Origin of the sequence: Paenibacillus terricola, from assembly GCF_014779765.1 — a bacterium.
Lineage (GTDB): Bacteria > Bacillota > Bacilli > Paenibacillales > Paenibacillaceae > Paenibacillus_T > Paenibacillus_T terricola.
This window is the reverse complement of sequence record NZ_JACXZA010000011.1, coordinates 49,126-67,136: the sequence shown is the minus strand read 5'-3', so window position 1 is coordinate 67,136 and position 18,011 is coordinate 49,126. Positions and strand designations below refer to the sequence as shown.

At 48.7% G+C, this 18,011-nt stretch carries 16 protein-coding genes and 1 other RNA gene; 6 read left to right on the top strand and 11 right to left on the bottom strand.

What is annotated here, in order from left to right:
• Positions 1-65 precede the first annotated feature (65 nt).
• On the top strand, positions 66-872 hold the full coding sequence (locus H8B09_RS28810; RefSeq protein ID WP_191207026.1) for an AraC family transcriptional regulator: 807 nt from the start codon (positions 66-68) through the stop codon (positions 870-872).
• Positions 873-950: 78 nt separating this feature from the next.
• Positions 951-1,922: a proline dehydrogenase family protein gene (locus tag H8B09_RS28805; protein ID WP_191207025.1), complete on the top strand. Its 972-nt coding sequence runs from the start codon at positions 951-953 to the stop codon at positions 1,920-1,922.
• A 120-nt stretch (positions 1,923-2,042) separates the two neighbouring features.
• Here H8B09_RS28805 and H8B09_RS28800 read toward each other — a convergent pair whose 3' ends face one another.
• The 6 genes from H8B09_RS28800 to H8B09_RS28775 all read right to left on the bottom strand — a co-directional run bounded on the left by H8B09_RS28800 (position 2,043) and on the right by H8B09_RS28775 (position 6,307).
• Entirely contained in the window at positions 2,043-2,798 is a 756-nt protein-coding gene (locus H8B09_RS28800) for a MerR family transcriptional regulator (protein ID WP_191207024.1), read from the bottom strand.
• A 9-nt stretch (positions 2,799-2,807) separates the two neighbouring features.
• Complete coding sequence (locus H8B09_RS28795; RefSeq protein WP_191207023.1) at positions 2,808-3,548, bottom strand: ABC transporter permease; 741 nt, start codon at positions 3,546-3,548, stop codon at positions 2,808-2,810.
• Entirely contained in the window at positions 3,545-4,264 is a 720-nt protein-coding gene (locus H8B09_RS28790) for an ABC transporter ATP-binding protein (protein WP_191207022.1), read from the bottom strand. Before H8B09_RS28790 ends, H8B09_RS28795 begins: the two co-directional genes overlap by 4 nt.
• A gap of 226 nt (positions 4,265-4,490) precedes the next feature.
• On the bottom strand, positions 4,491-4,910 hold the full coding sequence (locus tag H8B09_RS28785; RefSeq protein ID WP_191207021.1) for an HNH endonuclease: 420 nt from the start codon (positions 4,908-4,910) through the stop codon (positions 4,491-4,493).
• Between the two features lie 199 nt (positions 4,911-5,109).
• Complete coding sequence (locus H8B09_RS28780; RefSeq protein WP_191207020.1) at positions 5,110-5,430, bottom strand: hypothetical protein; 321 nt, start codon at positions 5,428-5,430, stop codon at positions 5,110-5,112.
• 205 nt (positions 5,431-5,635) lie between these two features.
• Positions 5,636-6,307 carry a DUF5991 domain-containing protein gene (locus H8B09_RS28775; RefSeq protein WP_191207019.1) on the bottom strand — a complete coding sequence of 224 codons (672 nt, stop codon included), beginning with the start codon at positions 6,305-6,307 and terminating at the stop codon, positions 5,636-5,638.
• A 58-nt stretch (positions 6,308-6,365) separates the two neighbouring features.
• Between H8B09_RS28775 and H8B09_RS28770 the strand changes: the two genes are divergently transcribed.
• The 3 genes from H8B09_RS28770 (at position 6,366) to H8B09_RS28760 (ending at position 7,990) form a co-directional block, all read left to right on the top strand.
• Positions 6,366-6,692, top strand: a complete 327-nt coding sequence (locus H8B09_RS28770; protein WP_191207018.1) for a hypothetical protein — start codon at positions 6,366-6,368, stop codon at positions 6,690-6,692.
• Between the two features lie 129 nt (positions 6,693-6,821).
• Positions 6,822-7,352 (top strand): hypothetical protein, encoded by a 531-nt coding sequence (locus tag H8B09_RS28765; protein WP_191207017.1) that lies wholly within the window; start codon positions 6,822-6,824, stop codon positions 7,350-7,352.
• A gap of 83 nt (positions 7,353-7,435) precedes the next feature.
• Positions 7,436-7,990: a hypothetical protein gene (locus tag H8B09_RS28760; protein WP_191207016.1), complete on the top strand. Its 555-nt coding sequence runs from the start codon at positions 7,436-7,438 to the stop codon at positions 7,988-7,990.
• A 484-nt stretch (positions 7,991-8,474) separates the two neighbouring features.
• Here H8B09_RS28760 and H8B09_RS28755 read toward each other — a convergent pair whose 3' ends face one another.
• The 5 genes from H8B09_RS28755 to rnr form a co-directional block, all read right to left on the bottom strand.
• A complete protein-coding gene (locus H8B09_RS28755; RefSeq protein ID WP_224754111.1) occupies positions 8,475-9,113 on the bottom strand; it encodes a stalk domain-containing protein in 639 nt (212 codons plus the stop codon).
• A 282-nt stretch (positions 9,114-9,395) separates the two neighbouring features.
• Positions 9,396-9,760, bottom strand: a transfer-messenger RNA (tmRNA) gene (gene ssrA, locus H8B09_RS28750).
• 365 nt (positions 9,761-10,125) lie between these two features.
• Positions 10,126-10,317 carry a hypothetical protein gene (locus H8B09_RS28745; RefSeq protein WP_191207014.1) on the bottom strand — a complete coding sequence of 64 codons (192 nt, stop codon included), beginning with the start codon at positions 10,315-10,317 and terminating at the stop codon, positions 10,126-10,128.
• Positions 10,318-10,573: 256 nt separating this feature from the next.
• The gene (gene smpB, locus H8B09_RS28740) at positions 10,574-11,059 is read right to left on the bottom strand and encodes an SsrA-binding protein SmpB (protein ID WP_191207013.1); all 486 of its coding nucleotides are present in this window, start codon (positions 11,057-11,059) and stop codon (positions 10,574-10,576) included.
• 525 nt (positions 11,060-11,584) lie between these two features.
• Positions 11,585-14,713, bottom strand: coding sequence for a ribonuclease R (gene rnr, locus H8B09_RS28735; RefSeq protein WP_191207012.1), 3,129 nt, complete (start codon positions 14,711-14,713; stop codon positions 11,585-11,587).
• A 532-nt stretch (positions 14,714-15,245) separates the two neighbouring features.
• Here rnr and H8B09_RS31150 point away from each other — a divergent pair.
• Positions 15,246-17,861 carry a rhamnogalacturonan lyase family protein gene (locus H8B09_RS31150; protein ID WP_318152810.1) on the top strand — a complete coding sequence of 872 codons (2,616 nt, stop codon included), beginning with the start codon at positions 15,246-15,248 and terminating at the stop codon, positions 17,859-17,861.
• Positions 17,862-18,011: the final 150 nt, after the last annotated feature.

Sequence of the window (18,011 nt, the reverse complement as noted above, 5' to 3'; positions counted from 1 at the left end):
CGACTCTGCCTAAAGTGCCTATGATAAAATGAATCTGTTCATTCACATTGGAGGATCACACATACATGGCTGATGTAACATTTTATCGAGACGAGGCATTGCCTTTCTTGGAAGCAAAACGATGTCGGAAAAGCGACTTAGCTTATCAGAAACATTTTCATGAGGAACACTCAATCGGATTAATAGATGAAGGCGAAACGCAAGCGTGGTGCGAAGGCTTGTTATGGCGTGTGGAATCGGGAAGAATGATCAACTTTCCTCCGCACATGCTCCATGCTTGTCAGCCTGCTGAGAATGCCGACTGGAAATACAAAATGTTGTTCATTAAACCGGAATGGTTCGAACAAATCGAACTGCCTCATATCAATAGACTTCAATTTCCGTTTTTACTAGAGGACGGGAAGAACAAAGCATGCAGGAAACTATTCAATCGAACCATGGAAACCCTTGTCTGTAATGAATCTTCTCTGGAGATTGAAACTTCGTTAATCGAACTTGCGCACATGCTCATCGCTAAGCATGAATCCGACCTTGTGCACGAACCGTACGGAGCGCTGGAGCAGAAGTACGTCAAACGAGTCAAGGAATATATTCATGCGCACTACAAGGATCGGATCACGCTTGAAACGTTGGAGCAAGAGATCGGCGCCAGCCGTTATCATCTCATTCGATTGTTTAAGAAAAGTACGCATTTGCCTCCTCATGCGTATCAGAATCTGCTGCGCATTAATCATGCCAAGATAGAACTGAAGAAACGGCGGCCTATCGCCGAAATAGCCGTTAACACAGGTTTTTATGATCAAAGTCATTTTACGAAAGCTTTTGCCCGAATAGTAGGTGCGACGCCTCAAACTTACGCGATATCGATTTAGAAAAGAGCAATTTTATACAATCCTCTTCGTTGGTCTCGATTGTACACTGAAATCAGACAACAAGAGGAGGAACAGTATATGGTGACAAAAGTTGATTTAGAAAAGCAATTTACAGAAACAATGAAATCCATTGCTCGGCGAGGGGATTTGAAAGCTTATGTCGAGCAGACGCCATCCATCTACCATATGCTGCAACGTGCTGCAGCTAAGTATGTGACGGGAGAGGATAGAACTGCCGGTCTGGAAGCCGGGCTCAGGCTGATTAATAAGGGATATGCGGTTTCTTTAGAGTACATTGGAGAGAACGCGACAGATGTCCAGTCTTGTGAAGCGGCGGCACTAGAAATGAAGCAGCTTATTAAGAATCTGACTGATCGCGGAATGGCCGCTCGCGTGTCGTTTGACCTTTCCCACATCGGTTTATCGGTAGACGACGCATTAGCGTTCAAGCATTTGGCGACCTTGGCGGACCAGACCCAGCAAACTGAAATAGAATTATTTATTAGCATGGAGGAATCCGCCAAAACGGAAGCGATTCTTGCGATCTATGAACGTGCGGCAGCCATCTATCCGAATATTGGCATCACATTGCAAGCGCAGCTGCACCTCACAGCTCAGTACATGAATGACTTGCAGGCTGATCCTAGACGTCTGCGCCTTGTGAAAGGGGCATATCAAGAGCCGAAACATCTGGCGATTTCACGTTCAGACGCTCTCAATGAACGCTATTTACATCTCTTGGAGCAATCGATCGATAAAGGGCATCGCGTATCAATTGCCACCCATGATGAGCGCATCGTAGATGAGGTGATCAATCGGGGATGGGCGCTAAAGCCGGGGGTAGAATTCGAAATGTTATACGGGATTCGGCCGGATTTGAGCAGCAAGCTGAGGAAAGCAGGTTATCCCGTTCGCATCTATCTGACTTATGGCCACGAGTGGTATTTGTATTTATGCCACAGAATCGCCGAGTATCCGCCGAATTTATATCAAGCCGTTATCGACATCGCGTCTGATGAACCTGTTGATTCTGCTATGGAATATGAATAATAACGAGAGTACAACGTCGATGAAAGCAGAAACCCCGACCTCATGTGGTCGGGGTTTACATGGTGGAAGCGAAGCGTGGCTGTGCAAAACCACAATTCGCCGAGATTCGTTCCAACTTCATTATACATTTGAGCGCAATTTCTCTTCTAGCAGCTCTACAATTTCCTTCGCAGACTCAATCGCTTGTTCTAATGAATAGGTTAAACGATCGGTTACTGAACCGATATCCTCATGATCTTCAGGTGTTTCGAGCACTTTCTTAATTATCGCGGTCGTTCCCCTCATCGTCGCTGCTTTATTCATCAAGCGAAGGATGGCACTTATCGAATAGTGGGCCGCTCTTAGCGTGCGGATTATTTTCAATTGCCTTATTTCATTCTCGGTATAAGAGCGAGATCCATTAGGAAGTCTTGGTACCGTCAGCAATCCATTTCGTTCCCAATTTCGAATGGCTTCAGGTGTGAGATCTAGAATCTGTGCAACCTCACTTCGTGTATATGTTTGTGTATATGTTTCATTAAAAATAGAATGTTCCTCACTCATCCACAGCTCCGAAAGTTCAATCGCTTCCAATGCCCGAGCATATTGTATTTCTAGATGGGATAAATAATCTTGCGCAAGTTCTAGCGCTTGATTAAATTCCTCTTTACCACTGGCCTCTATAATGGCCCTTGCTTTTGCCCGGATGCGTCCCTGAACAATTTCACAACGAAAAGCGATTCTAGCTATACTAAGCTGAAACAAATGCAAGTCAGAATATAGGCGGTAGCCGTTCTCGCCTCTCGGAACAGATGAAATGTATCTCCACTCTTCGTAAATCCGTACCGTATTGGGATGCACCCCAGCTAATGCAGCGATTTCTTTTGTTCGGTACATCCCACACTCCTACTTCCACTTAAAAAATTTGATTGCGCCAAATAAGCTGACAACCGTGCATGTACCCAATATCAAGAAAGATACTACCCCTGCCATACCCGTCATGGTTTCACCTGTGGTTGCCACCTTTAATAAATGAATGCCATGCGACAAGGGTAGTATATCCATAATCCATTGAACGAAGCGCGGCATCACTTCATACGGAATCGTCGCTCCTGAGAATAATAACATCGTAAAGTACGCTACAGAACTCCACATATTTGCTGACTTTTGATCGGGCACGACACTTCCAATGAAAACGCCGATACTGTACATGGCAACAATAACAAAGGCATAAACACTCAAAAACACAAACCAGGAGCCTGCTAATCGATAATCAAATAACAAAATGTAGACAAGGGTAACGCCTATAAAAGAAACAAGCGCTGAAGAAAGCTGAATTAATCCTTGCGCAACCAGAATCTGTAACGGCGATACCGGCGTCACTTGAAATCGTTTAAGGATGCCTCGGTGACGATAATCAGCAATCGTCAGCGGCAGACCCATTACACCAGTTGCAAGCACACCAATCGTTATGACGGCTGCGTAAGATAATTCAAAGTTAGACGAACCTGCCGATGCATCCCTACTGAGCAAGTAACCATACAAGGCAGCTAATATAATCGGAAAACAAATGCCAAAAATTAAAATATCAATACCTTTCCACACTAGCTTGCCTTCAATTTTTAAGAGCGCAGTCATTGTATTCATCCCCATTGTTCCTCCTCGCCTGCAAAATGTAAATAAGCGTCTTCAAGCGTTGCTTTACCGCTAGCGATTAACACTTCCTGAATTGTTCCATGAAAGACAGTTTGACCTTTACGCAAAATCAAGATTTTATCGCATAACGCTTCTATTTCATCCATGTAATGCGATGTTAATACAATCGCCAATCCATCCTCTTTCATAGCTAACAGCTGCTTCCACAGCATACGGCGAGCCTTCGTATCCAGTCCTGTGGTCAGTTCATCCAGAAACACAAGCTTCGGATCAGGAATTAAAGCAAGGAGTACCGCGAGACGCTGACGCTCTCCGCCGGAAAGCAGCTTAACAAGCTGCTTTTCCTTACCTGCAAGCCCAAAGGTTTGTAACAAAGCGGGCACGTCAGCCGTTTTTTTATAAAGTGCTTGCCACTGCTTACATGCATCAGAAACCGTTAATTTATCTTGAAACCGGGTTTCTTGAAACTGTACCCCGACTTGTTCAAATACTTCCTTCCGGTCGCGAAACGGCGATTTGCCGACGATAACAAGCTCATCATAGGTACTTGTTTCAATGCCTAGCACTGCAGCAATTGTGGAAGACTTTCCTGCCCCGTTTGCACCTAGCAATCCTATCGCTTGCCCCGCCTCTAATTGAATACTGATCCGTTCGACTGCCACATTCTCGGCATAGGTCACGGATAAGTTTTTAACGCTTAAAACCATGATGTTCAACCCCCTAACTACTTTAGGAGGTAACTATAACAAATGAGTTGCAGGATGGTGTATTAGTGGAGGGTTTGAACTAGAATGGCAGTTTCGAGAAAAAGCAAAAACCACTACCTCATGCGGTAGTGGTTTTACATGGTGGAGGCGAGGGGAGTTGAACCCCTGTCCAAGATAACGCCATACAGGCATCTACAGGTGTAATCACGGATTTGATGTCTAACGATCACTTGTATCCGTTCATTAGATGGTGATAATTGGCTTTCAGGATACGATATAATAATTTCATTCTGTTTGGCGCAGAAAATATCTTTTCCCTGAAATAAGAGAACGCCGAACGACTTCCCCGCTTCGTATTGCACTCCATGCAAGCAGCGAATAAGTTGTGGGGCAGATCTGAGCCGCCTTTGCTTGAGGGGATAATATGATCAACCGTCGTCCCGGAGCGACCACACCACAAACAGTTGTAATGATCCCGTTTCAGTGCAGCCTTACGATAGTCACGAAATAAGAATGGATTGTATAGCAATTGGATGGTCTGCTCGTCTATCCAAATGGCGCGTGCTCGGTTAACTTCCCTCCAAGCCCGGTCAAGCACACATGGGGTTAGTTCTTGACCATCCACATTAAGCACGTTGATCATCATCGTCCAAGGCCTCCCAAGGCTCCTCGATCAGAAAAAATCCTTATGCCTAGGATTCCTTCGATGCGATGCTGCTACTCTTTATGTGCAGAGCGATTCTGTGGAAAAAGTAAAATTCACTACCTCTTGCGGTAGTGAATTAGCATGGCAGAAGCGAAACATGGATGTGTATAACCTCAATTCGCCGGAGTGACTTGCGTCATTATTTCGTGATAAATTCAAGAGTAAATCCACGATTGATATTTCCTATATCATCTCTAAACTCACCATCTCCGATAATGAGTTGATACTTCTGTCCTGACTCAATAACTTCATCTAATGTATTCATGAGATCATAATTAGGAAAGTATCTGATCCTATTCCCCTTTTTTTCCGCTGTCATTCCTACATAACCATCGTCCGATCCAATTGGCGTATTGGCTGTAACTAGCAGGGTATCGAAACTATTAGTAGTTGGCGTTATTCTTCTGCCAAAATCAATTTCAATTCCTTCCCCTAAATCAACCCCTGCAGCCCCATTCATAGGAGAAAGGTGTATGGCTGCAAACTCACCAACCTTGTAATTAAAGACAGTTGTTCCTGTATCCAGAATGGGGATATTGGTTTTCTCTATATGGACGAATATCCGATTATCTCTAAGCTCTACTGAACCAATCGTTTCATTATCGTCACTACTATCAATAAAGTGGGCAACATTATTCTCTAACTTGATATTTGTACCATCATAACTATATGTCCGAGCTATATAACGAAAAACTTATAGACGATTCGGTTAACTTCGCTACCTCTATCGTTGTACTATTTCCTCCTGCAGACGGTGTTGACGTATACCAATGTCCAGCATATCCTTCACTCTTCTCTCGCATTTTAAAATAAGTGCCATCCACTTTGTTCATATCGTTGATGGGCATCATTTTGCCCCAGTATGTGATAACCCCTGTGTTCGTTGTTGTCAGACTCATTAATTGATCACCTGGTTGATATGACGTATTCGTATTCGTCTCATCCGGTGAATAGCCACTGAACAGGAGGTTGATACGATTCGTGTCTCCCTTAACTTGAGCCAACAGCGTACTATACTCGCCAGCATCAGAATCATCCATCGTCACCTCTGCATGATAACCATCATTTTCTTTTGAAATATAGACCTCGTAGAATCTTCCATATTCCTGCGAAGTAATATCCTCTGTGAAAATATAATCACCCATCCACGAATCCAATTCTGGGGATGTTGATGAGATGGACTGGGATTGAGCTATATCCATTGGTGCTGCAGTTGAACTCGTGTCATTTTGCTGCTGCTCAGTTCTACCCTGAATAGGGTTAAAACCCTTATGCTCCGAGCATCCCAGCAAACTTATTAAGCTCATTAATATTATGACCACAAGTGCGTTTTTCATTAATATCCACCAAAAGGATAATATTTTTGGTAAACCAACTTTCAGGGGGAATATGATAATGTACCGAAAAATTGCCGCAATAGCACTGACAAGTGTTGTACTGCTTGGATCAACTGGTGTTGTTAGCGCCGCGAGCAACAATAACAACGATGTCGAAGCGCAGATTAACAAGATTTATCAAGAAAGAGCGAATCTACTAGGTGAGCATAAGGATGGATACGAGGTAGAATATGATAAACTAGAGAAGGAACTAGAATCTTTAGGGGTAGATTTCTTAACACCAACGGAAGCACAAGTTTTAATTTCACAAAAAAATTCATTAGGAGCAAACGGCTCGCAAATACAACCCCTAGTTGCTATACCAGCGGACTCAAATATTCATTAGTCTAGTTACCGGGCTAACTGGGTCAAAAATGGGGTTACATATGAAGTTGAACACGTAACGGCAGAATCCAATTCCCTAAGCTCTTCACTCAAGAACACGGGGGCAACGACTCTTTTAAACTCAAATACGTTGACAGCTGGTGTCTCCAATTTCTTTGTAGCACAAGCGAAATCTACTCTTGGTTCATTTAATGCTTATGTAGGTGCTGCCATAACTATATATGACGCGGTAAAGGACTTTATTTCTGATTCGAACTTTAGTAAAACAACTACAATCAAAAATATTACGGGCGCTTATATTTGGAATTGGTACGAATCAGTAGATTTTATGTTTGTTAAAAATGCTAGTAAGTCTGATGCTTATCAAAGCTTAGCGCTTGTTACTAGTACAGTTAGTGGCTCCAGTGCACTTTCTGTTCCTACGTTTAGCTATAGTTCAACAACTGGTGCTACAATTGGTGCACATATAGATCAGGGACCATCGCAGCCATTTAGTTTTACTGCCCTGTATCATAGAGATGGTTCTAAAGCAATAGATTACTATCTGGCCGGTCCTACTGGATATTCTTTTATAACTGAAGTAGATCTCAGGGGTGTTGATGGTAAAGTCGTTGAAACTATTAAGCCTCTTCAACCTAATGGCATGGCTTTTGTGTACTAAATTTTTTAATTATTTGAAGTTGGGATTTACGTCAAATCGTTTTTGACGTAAATCCCAACTATTTTAAGTTTTGGAGGGGAATTATGACATTAAAAAAAGCTATAATCTTAATCTCATCTGTACTGGTTGTTGTGCTAATAGGTGCTGGTTTGTTTTTATATAACTATAATTTTTCGGAAAAGGTTAACGTAGAACGCACTGCCGTCGTTTTCACCCTTAACGATTCTTCATCCGCGAAAAGCACCTCAATTAAGGTTAATGGTAAACTATATAAACCACTATTTCGCCAAAATAAATTTATTGGGACTTTTACAATAGATGCCTATGACTTTACAAAAGATCAAAACGTCACTTTATTTATAACTCAAAGAAATAAAGACATAAATATGGGTTCATTATTTTATCTAGACCCTTCACCACCACACAATATTAAACAATACGGTCTAATATGGTTTGATGATAAATTTGAAAATATCAATATCTGGCCATCTACTACCTGGATAGAGCTTAAAGATAAGAATCCGGCCTTCATTGCTACGGGGTCTAATTATGAACAGGCAACAGAAAATCAAATACTGCTGAGAAAAAAATTCGGTGAAGCGTTTGTTCCCCATGAATATGATTATGTAGTTAAATGATTTAATTATTATGATTAACAACAAAAAGCCCCGCTGCAGACTTGGTCAAGACCCTTATTAATGGACAGTAAGAAAAATCCCTACTTCGCAAGCTGGCTCTGGTACTGTACTAGAGTCAGCTTTTTCATGCTTTCGTTTGCCAGCTTGTAAGTCAAGTCCAGGCGTCGAAATCTTCCTGCGACCGGTCTTCATTGAAGGAGCGTGGATTCCCTTTCCTTTAAATTGAAGGAAGGTTCTAGCAGGGAATTATTGCTCTTTACCGAATGTATTTCTGTATTACTGTGAACCTGTATTACCAGAGAAGGGGAAATAAAGTGGGAATTCAAATAATGAAGCCTCTGCGATGTAAACCTCTGATAACAAGCAAAAACCCGACCTCACGCGGTCGGGTTTCACATGGTGGAGGCGAAGCGTGGCTGTGTAAAACCACAACTCGCCGGACTGTTTGACCCCTCACAATGGAGAGGTATCCTCTATTAGATGCCTATCTTACTAAGGATTTGAATGAAGTCATTATCCAATCATTCCCCTTCTTAGTCATCTCAGTTATAATTTCGTTTCTATTTTCACCCCGCGAATCATAAAAAGAAGCTGTATATTGAGTATAGCTGCTATTCCACTGAATCTCTTTATCCATGAGACCATGCAGGTTAATAAGGAATTTATTCCACTCTCTCTTCTGGGTACCGTGCATTTCATCAAGCGCTTTTGTAGCAAATTTTATTGCTTGTTCATCTGTTAATGGATAAGCCCGAACTTCAATGTGCTCAGAAGTTCCTGTCATAGTAGATTTATTCCACTTAATATAATCGTTCGGATAGAAGAAGTTACTCAAAGCTTTAAATTGAACATGCACTTTCCCACTGATCAGCAATGCTCCATTACCCACAGTAGCAGTAAAAGTTTTTCCATCTTTAGTTAGTGAAGCAGTATTAGTTTCCTGATTCCAGCTTACTACTGCGCCAAGCTTCTCTCCTGTTATACGGAGAGGAGCATATAATCTCCCTTCAGAAAGGATACCCTTTAAACTTATTGTAGCGACATCATCATTTGCAGCATATGAACTCACTGGACCAACCATTAAAGCAGCACTTATTAGACCTACTAATACTGTTCTCTTCATTTTAACCCCCAAAATTTTTGCCATTAAAGTGAAAGTTCAATTATTTTATAAATACTAACGTCTATTCGTACACATTGTAAGTGAAAAAATTCTAACTTAATGACGCTTCAGGAGGCAAAACAACTGTTCGCGTCGTAGTAGCAAAGAGCTTCTCTCCTAGTTAAAGTTCGTTCATTCAATGCCCCCGCACCGTGCTTCCGTGTCCGGTCAATCTTTTTCAAACAACCAACCCTGCTTCCAAAACAGCAAAAAACCACTACCTCATGCGGTAGTGGTTTTACATGGTGGAGGCGAGGGGATTTGAACCCCTGTCCAGAGACAACGCCACACAGGCTTCTACGGGTGTAGTCACGGTATTGATGTCACCCGAGCGTCGTCCCGTAACCGACTACGCGTTGGGTCAGCCTGATTATCTTCTTCCGTCGACCCCAGGCGGAGACCGAACGGCGTATCCCACTACTTGTTAGCCCCTAGTCTAGTCACATGGGCGATGCTAGGTAGGAGCACGCTCACAGGTTATTAAGCTGCGAAAGCGTAAGTTTGTTGTTGTTTGCCATTTAATTGGCTTTAGCGTTGATGAAGCGGACGCGTCCCCACTACCCGCAACCCATGCTCGAACTACCCCTGTCGAATCCATAAACGCCCCCGAATATCGGCATAATCGGCATCGTCAGTTAAGCGAACCGTTAGCCATGCAGGCGACTCGAATGGGTGGCACATTGCTGCGCCTTCATCCTGAGCACGAATGCTTATTGCTTGTCTTGCTGATGAACTCAGTATAACACGTCTTCCACGCTGATTGTCTAGTTGGTTGCTGGGAGATCTAGCGCTTCAAACCTGAACCGGTAAAAACTCCTCCATCTATCAGCAGTGAACCTAATTGTAGCAATTCGGCGTAAGGAAAGCAAGCCGTCGGCGCTTTGTCGCAGCACGTTATCGCAATCGCATTGGCATCTACTGAACGGCTTGTTCTCCAAGTGAGTATTCTCAGACTTTGTATAACTCACGATAATTAAATTTGTTCGTACCACCGCAGCAATTCAAGCGTCTCATCCTGCGTCGTCGTATATCCAGCTTCGTATTGCTTCATTGTCATACAATGAGCAGTCGCAGCTTCGTTGGTGCACTCATGCGCCCGATCGCAAGTATAACAAAATTGGACCAAGTACTTCGTCAGTTGTTCGTCTTTGTTCATGTTCATCATGAGCGTTCACTCCTTGCGCTTCTTGATGGTTTAATTATAAAATAAACATCCAACAAAGTATGTGATTGTTTTCACAATAAAAAGTTCTCTTTAGATGAAATCAGTCGTCTGGTCCACATCAATAGCACCTTAGGCATGAGCGCCCCTTGGATTTGGCATTGCAACCAGGAACCGATGCATACCATGCACGCTCCTATCAAAAAACCTCCAGGAACGCCGGTTCAAACACGCGCTCTGGAGGTTCCTTTATTTTCGATTACCGTGCGACCTTCTGCTTCTCGCGCAGCGCTCGTTGAATATCACGCTCTGCGTCGCGTTTCGCCGCGGTATCGCGTTTGTCGTAGTTTTTCTTACCTTTGCCAAGGCCGATCAGCAGCTTCGCATAACCGTTGCGCACATAAATCTTAAGCGGCACAATCGTGTAGCCTTCTTGCTTGGACAACCCGAGCAGCTTATGAATCTGCACCTTGTGCAGCAGCAGCTTGCGTGCGCGCGTCGGATCGGTTGGATTGTATCGATTGCCCTGTTCGAAAGGGCTGATATGCATATTGTTCACGTACATCTCGCCATTGCGAATCGTCGCGAATGCGTCGTTAATGTTCGCCCGGCCATTGCGGACCGACTTGATCTCCGTACCAGTCAGCACGATGCCCGCTTCATACGTCTCCTCGATGAAGTAGTCGTGCGAAGCTTTCTTGTTCTGGGCAAGCGGTTTGTTCTCTTGATTCTTCTTCGGCGCCATACGTCTTCACCTTCTCCTCGTCTGAATCGCTTCCATCGGCCAATGGGCCAGTTAGACATTAATTGTAGCAACAATCGATTACCAATTCAAGGCGTAGTAGGCCAAGCCCCCTCCCAGCTGCATAATCGCCTGCCCACAGGGAGATAACAATACAGCTGAAGAACAACCACCAAGAGGAGGCGACCGATCATCATGTCCCGCGGACACCACCAAAAAAATTCACGTAGAGACAGCGCCAAGAAGCAGCAAGGCCACGGCAGCCAGAATACGCAGTCCAAAACCGGCGATTCCAAAGACTCGACTAATGACTAATGTCAGCATCCTAAATAACACCTGCAGCGATATAGTTTAACTACAGAGCCTCTCGCGAATCGAAGGATGAACGTATCCAGAAGATTTGACGTGAGGCTTTATGCATTCAGACATGACGCTCTCTATCCATTCAATTCGATTGTGCAAAATAATAAGGGCATGCAGCTTTCCACCGTTATGGCTGACAGCTGCATGCCCTTCGTTATCTTATGCCTACTTCCGATTCTTCCTTACGAAAGCAGCTGTTGCGTTACCGCCGCCGCTTTTTTTCTTCTTGCGCGGCTTACCGCCGCCACCTGCGTTACCGCCTTCGCCACCGTCCGACGGACGGTTGCCGCCGCTGCCAGCGCTCATGCTGCCACCACCCTGACCCGGACGTTTATTACGTCCGCCGGATGAGCGACCGCCTGATGCGCCATGGCCACCACCTCCTGGCGCACCGCCTCGGCGATTGCCGCCGCCGCGTCGTCCGTTGCCCGGCTGGTAAGTGCCATCGTCGCGCTCGCCGCCGTCATCACGGCGCGGATTGCTGTTTGCCGGTACCGGCAGGCCCCACATATCCAGCTTTGGTCTGCGCTCCTTGCGAGGTGGACGCGTACTCCACACAGCACCTGTATCATGAGCAACCGGTGCTTCGAACACTTCATTGCCCGCTGGTGCCTCTGTGCGCAACACAGCTCCACCGCGTTCACCGCCGCTTTGCGCTCCGTGGCCTCTGCGTCCGCGACGTCCACGGCCTGCTCCGCCGCTCGCCGCTTCGCCCGCGTTCCGCGCGCCTTGCTCGACTGCACCTTGCACGCCGTCGCCTGCGCGTCCGTGACGCCCGCCGCTCACCGGTTCGACCGGCGCGTCCCACGTGCCGCGCTCGCCTGCGCCCAGCGCGTACTCGCCGCCGCGCTTACCGCGCCGTCCGCGGCCCGCCGCTGCTCCGCCGCTCGCCGCTTCGCCGCCTGCGCTCCGCGCGCCGCGTCCGCCTGCGCCCGGCGCACCGCCGCCAGCTCCGCGCTTGCCGCGTCCCGGCCCGCCGCCGCTGCCTTGCGCGCCGCCACCGCCGCCGCGTGCCGCCGGCCCGCGCCCTGGCCGCTCATCGCGGCCAAATCCGCCGCGTGCGCGCTTCGCTGCTGCGCCGCCGCGTCCGCCACTGCTGCCGCCGAAGTCGGCGAAGCCGCGGAAACCGCCGCTGCTGCGCGGCTTCATGTCGACCATCTCGAAGTCGATTGTTAGCTCATCCATGTTTACATCCGCAATCCGAATCTTCACTTCGTCCCCGATCCGGTATACCTTCGACGTACGTTCCCCGATCAGCACCATGTGCAGCTCGTGGAAGTGATAGTAATCGTCCGTCAACTGGCTTAGTCGGATTAAGCCGTCCACCGTATTGTCCAGCTCTACGAACATACCGAAGCTCGTAATGCTGCTGATGATGCCGTCGAATTCCTCGCCGATCTTGTCGAGCATATACTCGCATTTCTTCAGCTTATCGGTATCCCGCTCCGCATCCACAGCAACGCGCTCGCGCTCCGACGATTGTTGAGCAATGTCTTGCATCCGCGGAGCCAGCGCTTCCACTCTTGCCTCCGGCATCGCCCCACCGTTCTCGAGCACCTCGCGCATGACGCGGTGAATGACAAGGTCCGGATAACGCCGAATCGGCGACGTGAAGTGGGAGTAGAACTCCGCTGCCAGACCGAAGTGACCGAGGCATTCCGCATCGTACTTCGCCTGCTTCATCGAACGAAGCATCATCGTCGAGATCACCGTCTGCTCCTTCGTGCCTTGGATCTCCTCCAACAGCGTCTGCAGCGCACGCGGATGAACCGAGTTGCCTTTGCCCTTGACCACATAGCCGAAGTTCGAAACGATCTGCATGAAATGCAGCAACTTCTCGCCGTCTGGATCTTCGTGAATCCGATACAGGAACGGCACGCGCAGCCAGTGGAAATGCTCCGCTACCGTCTCGTTCGCCGCAAGCATGAACTCCTCGATAATCATCTCTGCGATCGAACGTTCGCGCTTAATAATATCGATCGGCTTGCCTTCCGGATCAACGATAACCTTCGACTCTTGGAAGTCGAAGTCGATAGCGCCGCGTTTCATCCGTTTGCGCCGCAGCTTCATCGCCAGCTCTTCCATCATCGAGAACATGTCCAGAAGCCCCGCATAACGCTCCTTGAGCTCCGTCTCTGGCTCTTCTTCCGTTGCGGTCAGAATACGCTTCACGTTCGTGTACGTCATCCGTTCTGTTGTCCGGATCACACTCGTGAATACCTCATGACGCACCCGCTTCATCGTGTTAGGGTCGAATTCCATCTCACACGACATCGTCAGTCGGTCAACCTGCGGGTTAAGCGAGCAAATGCCGTTGGACAACCGATGCGGCAGCATCGGAATAACCCGGTCTACGAGGTAGACGCTGCATCCGCGGCGATACGCTTCCTGATCAAGCGCCGAGCGCTCGCGTACATAATAGCCGACGTCTGCGATATGGACGCCCAGCTTGTAATTGCCATTCTCCAATCGTACGACATGGACCGCATCGTCCAAGTCCTTCGCATCCTCACCGTCGATGGTGACGATCGTCTCGTTACGCAGATCGCGGCGTCCCTGCTCCACAATCTCTTCTTCGGTAATCGAGTCCGGCGCAGCCTCCGCTTCTGCCATTACATCATCCGGAAACCCTTCCGGCAGCTGATGCTTGCGGATGATCGATAGAATATCGACGCCCGGATCGTCCTTGTGGCCGAGTACTTCAATAACCTCGCCCTGCGCCGCTGCGCGGCCTTCTGGATAAGCGGTAATGCGCACGACAACCTTTTGCCCCGATACCGCTCCGCCGAACTGTCCCCTAGGGACGAAAATATCGCGGTTAATCCGCTTGTCGTCCGGCAGCACGAAGCCGTACGCATCATGGTTATCGAATGTGCCGACCACCTGCGTCACAGCGCGTGTCACGACGCGGACAACCTCGCCTTCCATACGTCCGCCGCCTTCGCTCTGGGACGTAACGCGAACGAGTACGATATCGCCATTCATCGCACTCTTCAGATCGTTCGCATGCAAATACACATCCGGATGGTCCTTCTCCTCCGGAATCAGGAATGCGAATCCCTTCGCATGCGCCTGCACGCGGCCGCGAACGAGATTCATCCGTTCAATTACGCCGTAGCGATCATTGCGCGTACGGACGATTTGGCCCGACTCTTCGAGCTCATTAAGCAGCTTGAGGAATGCGCGGAAATCTCCCGCGTCGTCGATTCCGAAGTGCTGCTCCAACTCCTGATAGGTCATCGGCTTGTACGCCGTTTCTTTCATAAAATCAAGCAAGTCCTGCTCTAAGCTCATGATTCCTCCGCCCCCGACTCTACACTTTCGGGTCCCTTGTAGTTCGACAAATAAGGATATATTTTCATATACCATTAAGTATACACGAAACAGCCGCCCTTCATCCGCATACTTGCGAAAAATAGAGCTGTTTCCCCTCTATTCTGCCCCGCCGCTGAACCATTCGACCCACCATTCATTCTATTCATTCGCTTTCGCTCTTGTCCGAGGCCTTTCGACTTACTCATTCGATTGTTTTTCGAAAATAATTTCGGCTGTTAATCTCTACGAATCTATCGGTTAATCGTTCAGGCTCCTTGCATTCACCGAAATGTTAATAGGTGGACATTTCGAACTCAGCGCCGCGCATCGCAATTGCTCCTCTCGCCCCCTATTTAAGCAAGCCCATCCACCCTTACAATAAAAATGTAAGCGCTATCCAGCTGCCCCTCAGCTGCTGATCGCTGAACCCATTATCGTAAGGAGGAATATTATGTTTCGCTCTACGAGCACCACTTGGCAGCGACCTTTACGCCAATTGCTGACCGTCGCAATGGCTGTACTGATCGCTATTCCGCTGCTCCCGCAGCGCCCCGACTCTGCCTATGCAGCTTCGGCGCGCCAGATGGAGTTTCTGAATCGTGGCCTTGTCGCTGTCAAAGTAAGCAATGGCGTCTACTTAAGCTGGCGCCTGCTCGGCACAGAAGCCGCCTCCACCAGTTTTAACGTTTATCGCAACGGTACTTTGATTACTACAACGCCAATTACGAACAGTACCAACTACGTCGACACAGCTGGTACAGCGAGCAACACCTATACGGTGGCAGCCGTTGTGAACGGCGCCGTGCAAGCACAATCGACTTCAGCGACCGTATGGAGCAACAATTACAAGGACATCCCGATTCAGAAACCGGCAGGCGGCACGACGCCAGATGGAGTAAGCTACACGTATAGTGCGAACGATGCGAGCGTCGGCGACTTGGACGGCGATGGCGATTACGAAATCGTACTCAAATGGGACCCGTCCAATTCCAAGGACAACTCGCAGTCCGGCTACACCGGCAACGTCTATCTCGACGCCTACGAATTAGATGGCACCCGGCTGTGGCGCATTGACCTCGGCAAGAACATTCGCGCTGGCGCGCACTACACCCAATTCCTCGTTTACGATCTCGACGGTGACGGCAAAGCCGAGGTCGCCTGCAAAACAGCTGACGGCACCAAGGACAGCGCCGGCACTGTCATCGGAAGCTCCACCGCCGACTACCGCAACTCCAGCGGCTATATACTAAGCGGCCCTGAATACCTCACCGTGTTTGCAGGCAGCACCGGCAAAATCCTTCAAACCGTCAGCTACGAGCCCGCCCGCGGCACCGTCTCCAGTTGGGGCGACAGCTACGGTAACCGTGTAGACCGTTTCCTCGCTGGCGTTGCTTATCTGGATGGTGTTCGCCCCAGCATCGTCATGGGTCGCGGTTATTATACCCGTACCGTCATCGTTGCCTACGATTATCGCAACGGCTCGCTTGCGAAGCGCTGGACGTTCGATACGAACGCATCCGGTAACAGCTCTTATGCCGGACAAGGCAACCACCAGCTCAGCATCGCTGACGTTGACAGCGACGGCAAAGACGAAGTCATTTATGGTGCAATGGCCGTGAATGATGATGGCACCAAAATGTACACGACGGGCCTTGGACACGGCGATGCGATGCATGTCGGCGATCTCGACCCTGACCGACCGGGTCTTGAAGTATTCGACGTGCACGAGAACACGAGCGCGAAGTATGGCGCCGAGATTCATGACGCGAAGACAGGCGAGATCATTTGGGGTCAGAACACCGGTGTCGATACCGGCCGCGGCTTGTCCGGCGACATCGACCCGCGGTACCGCGGGGAAGAAGTATGGACGACGCCTGTCGGCGTCCACTCTGCTACCGGCACGCTGATTACGACGAGCTACCCCTCCCAGAACTTCGCGATCTGGTGGGACGGCGATCTGCTGCGCGAGCTTCTCGACCATTCTTATGACTCCAGCATCAGCGCCGGCGTCGGCAAAATTGACAAATGGAATTACTCAACGAGCAAATCTTCCAATCTCCTGACTGCGACTGGCACATACTCCAATAACACGACCAAGGGCACTCCGAGCCTCCAAGCGGACCTGCTCGGCGACTGGCGCGAAGAGGTCATCTGGCGCACAACGGACAGCAGCGCGCTTCGCCTCTACACGACGACAGCTGTTACGACGTACAAGCTGCCTACTCTGATGCACGACTCTGTCTATCGTCTCGGCGTTGCTTGGCAGAACGTTGCATACAACCAGCCGCCGCATACGAGCTACTTCCTCGGTGACGGAATGGCGACGCCGGCACAGCCGAACATCTATACAGTCGGCGGCACAACGCCTCCTGTCGTGACGGTCCCTGGTACCTTCACCTTAACGGGTACAGCTGGAACCGCACAAGCAGCACTGACGTGGACGGCATCCTCCGGCGCAGCGTCCTATAAGGTTCAGCGCTCGACGGCAAGCAGCAGCGGCTTCGCCGATCTAAGCGGAAGCTTAACGGCATTAACGTATACCGATACGACCGCAGCGGGCGGCACGACTTACTACTACCGTGTGGTTGCCACGAACTCCGCTGGTACGGCCACATCGAACACCGTCTCCGTCACCCCTGCTTCGCCATCTACTGGCGGCGGCACGACGACTGGCCTAGCCGTTCAATATCGCCCTAACGATACGGATGCAGCGAACAGCTCGGCGGCTCCGCAGTTCATCATCACGAACAGCGGAACTAGTGCCGTCGATATGAGTACGCTGAAGGTTCGTTACTACTTCACGAAAGACAACACGACCGCCTTCAATTTCTTCTGCGACTGGGCGCAAATCGGCAGCGATAATGTCCAAGCGCAGTTCGTCTCGATGACGTCGCCAACCGCAACAGCCGATACGTATCTGGAGCTAACTTTCAAGTCAGGCGCAGGATCCATCGCCGCAGGTGGCAACAGCGGTCAGATCCAGACCCGCTTCAGCAAGACCGACTGGTCCAACTTCTCCGAGTCGAACGATTATTCATTCAGTACGGCAAGCACCAGCTTCGTGAACAACAGCAAGGTAACGCTGTACGTCAATGGTACGCTCGCATGGGGCGTGGAACCGTCCTAATACGTACTGCCAATAAGAAGGGCTTGATCCACGTCAATCGACGCTGATCAGGCCTTTTTTATAAGAACCATGGGATACTTACCTACTAGGGCAGCTTTCTCCCCACCAAACACAAAACCCCTCAGCCATGCGCTAAGCGGCATGACCGAG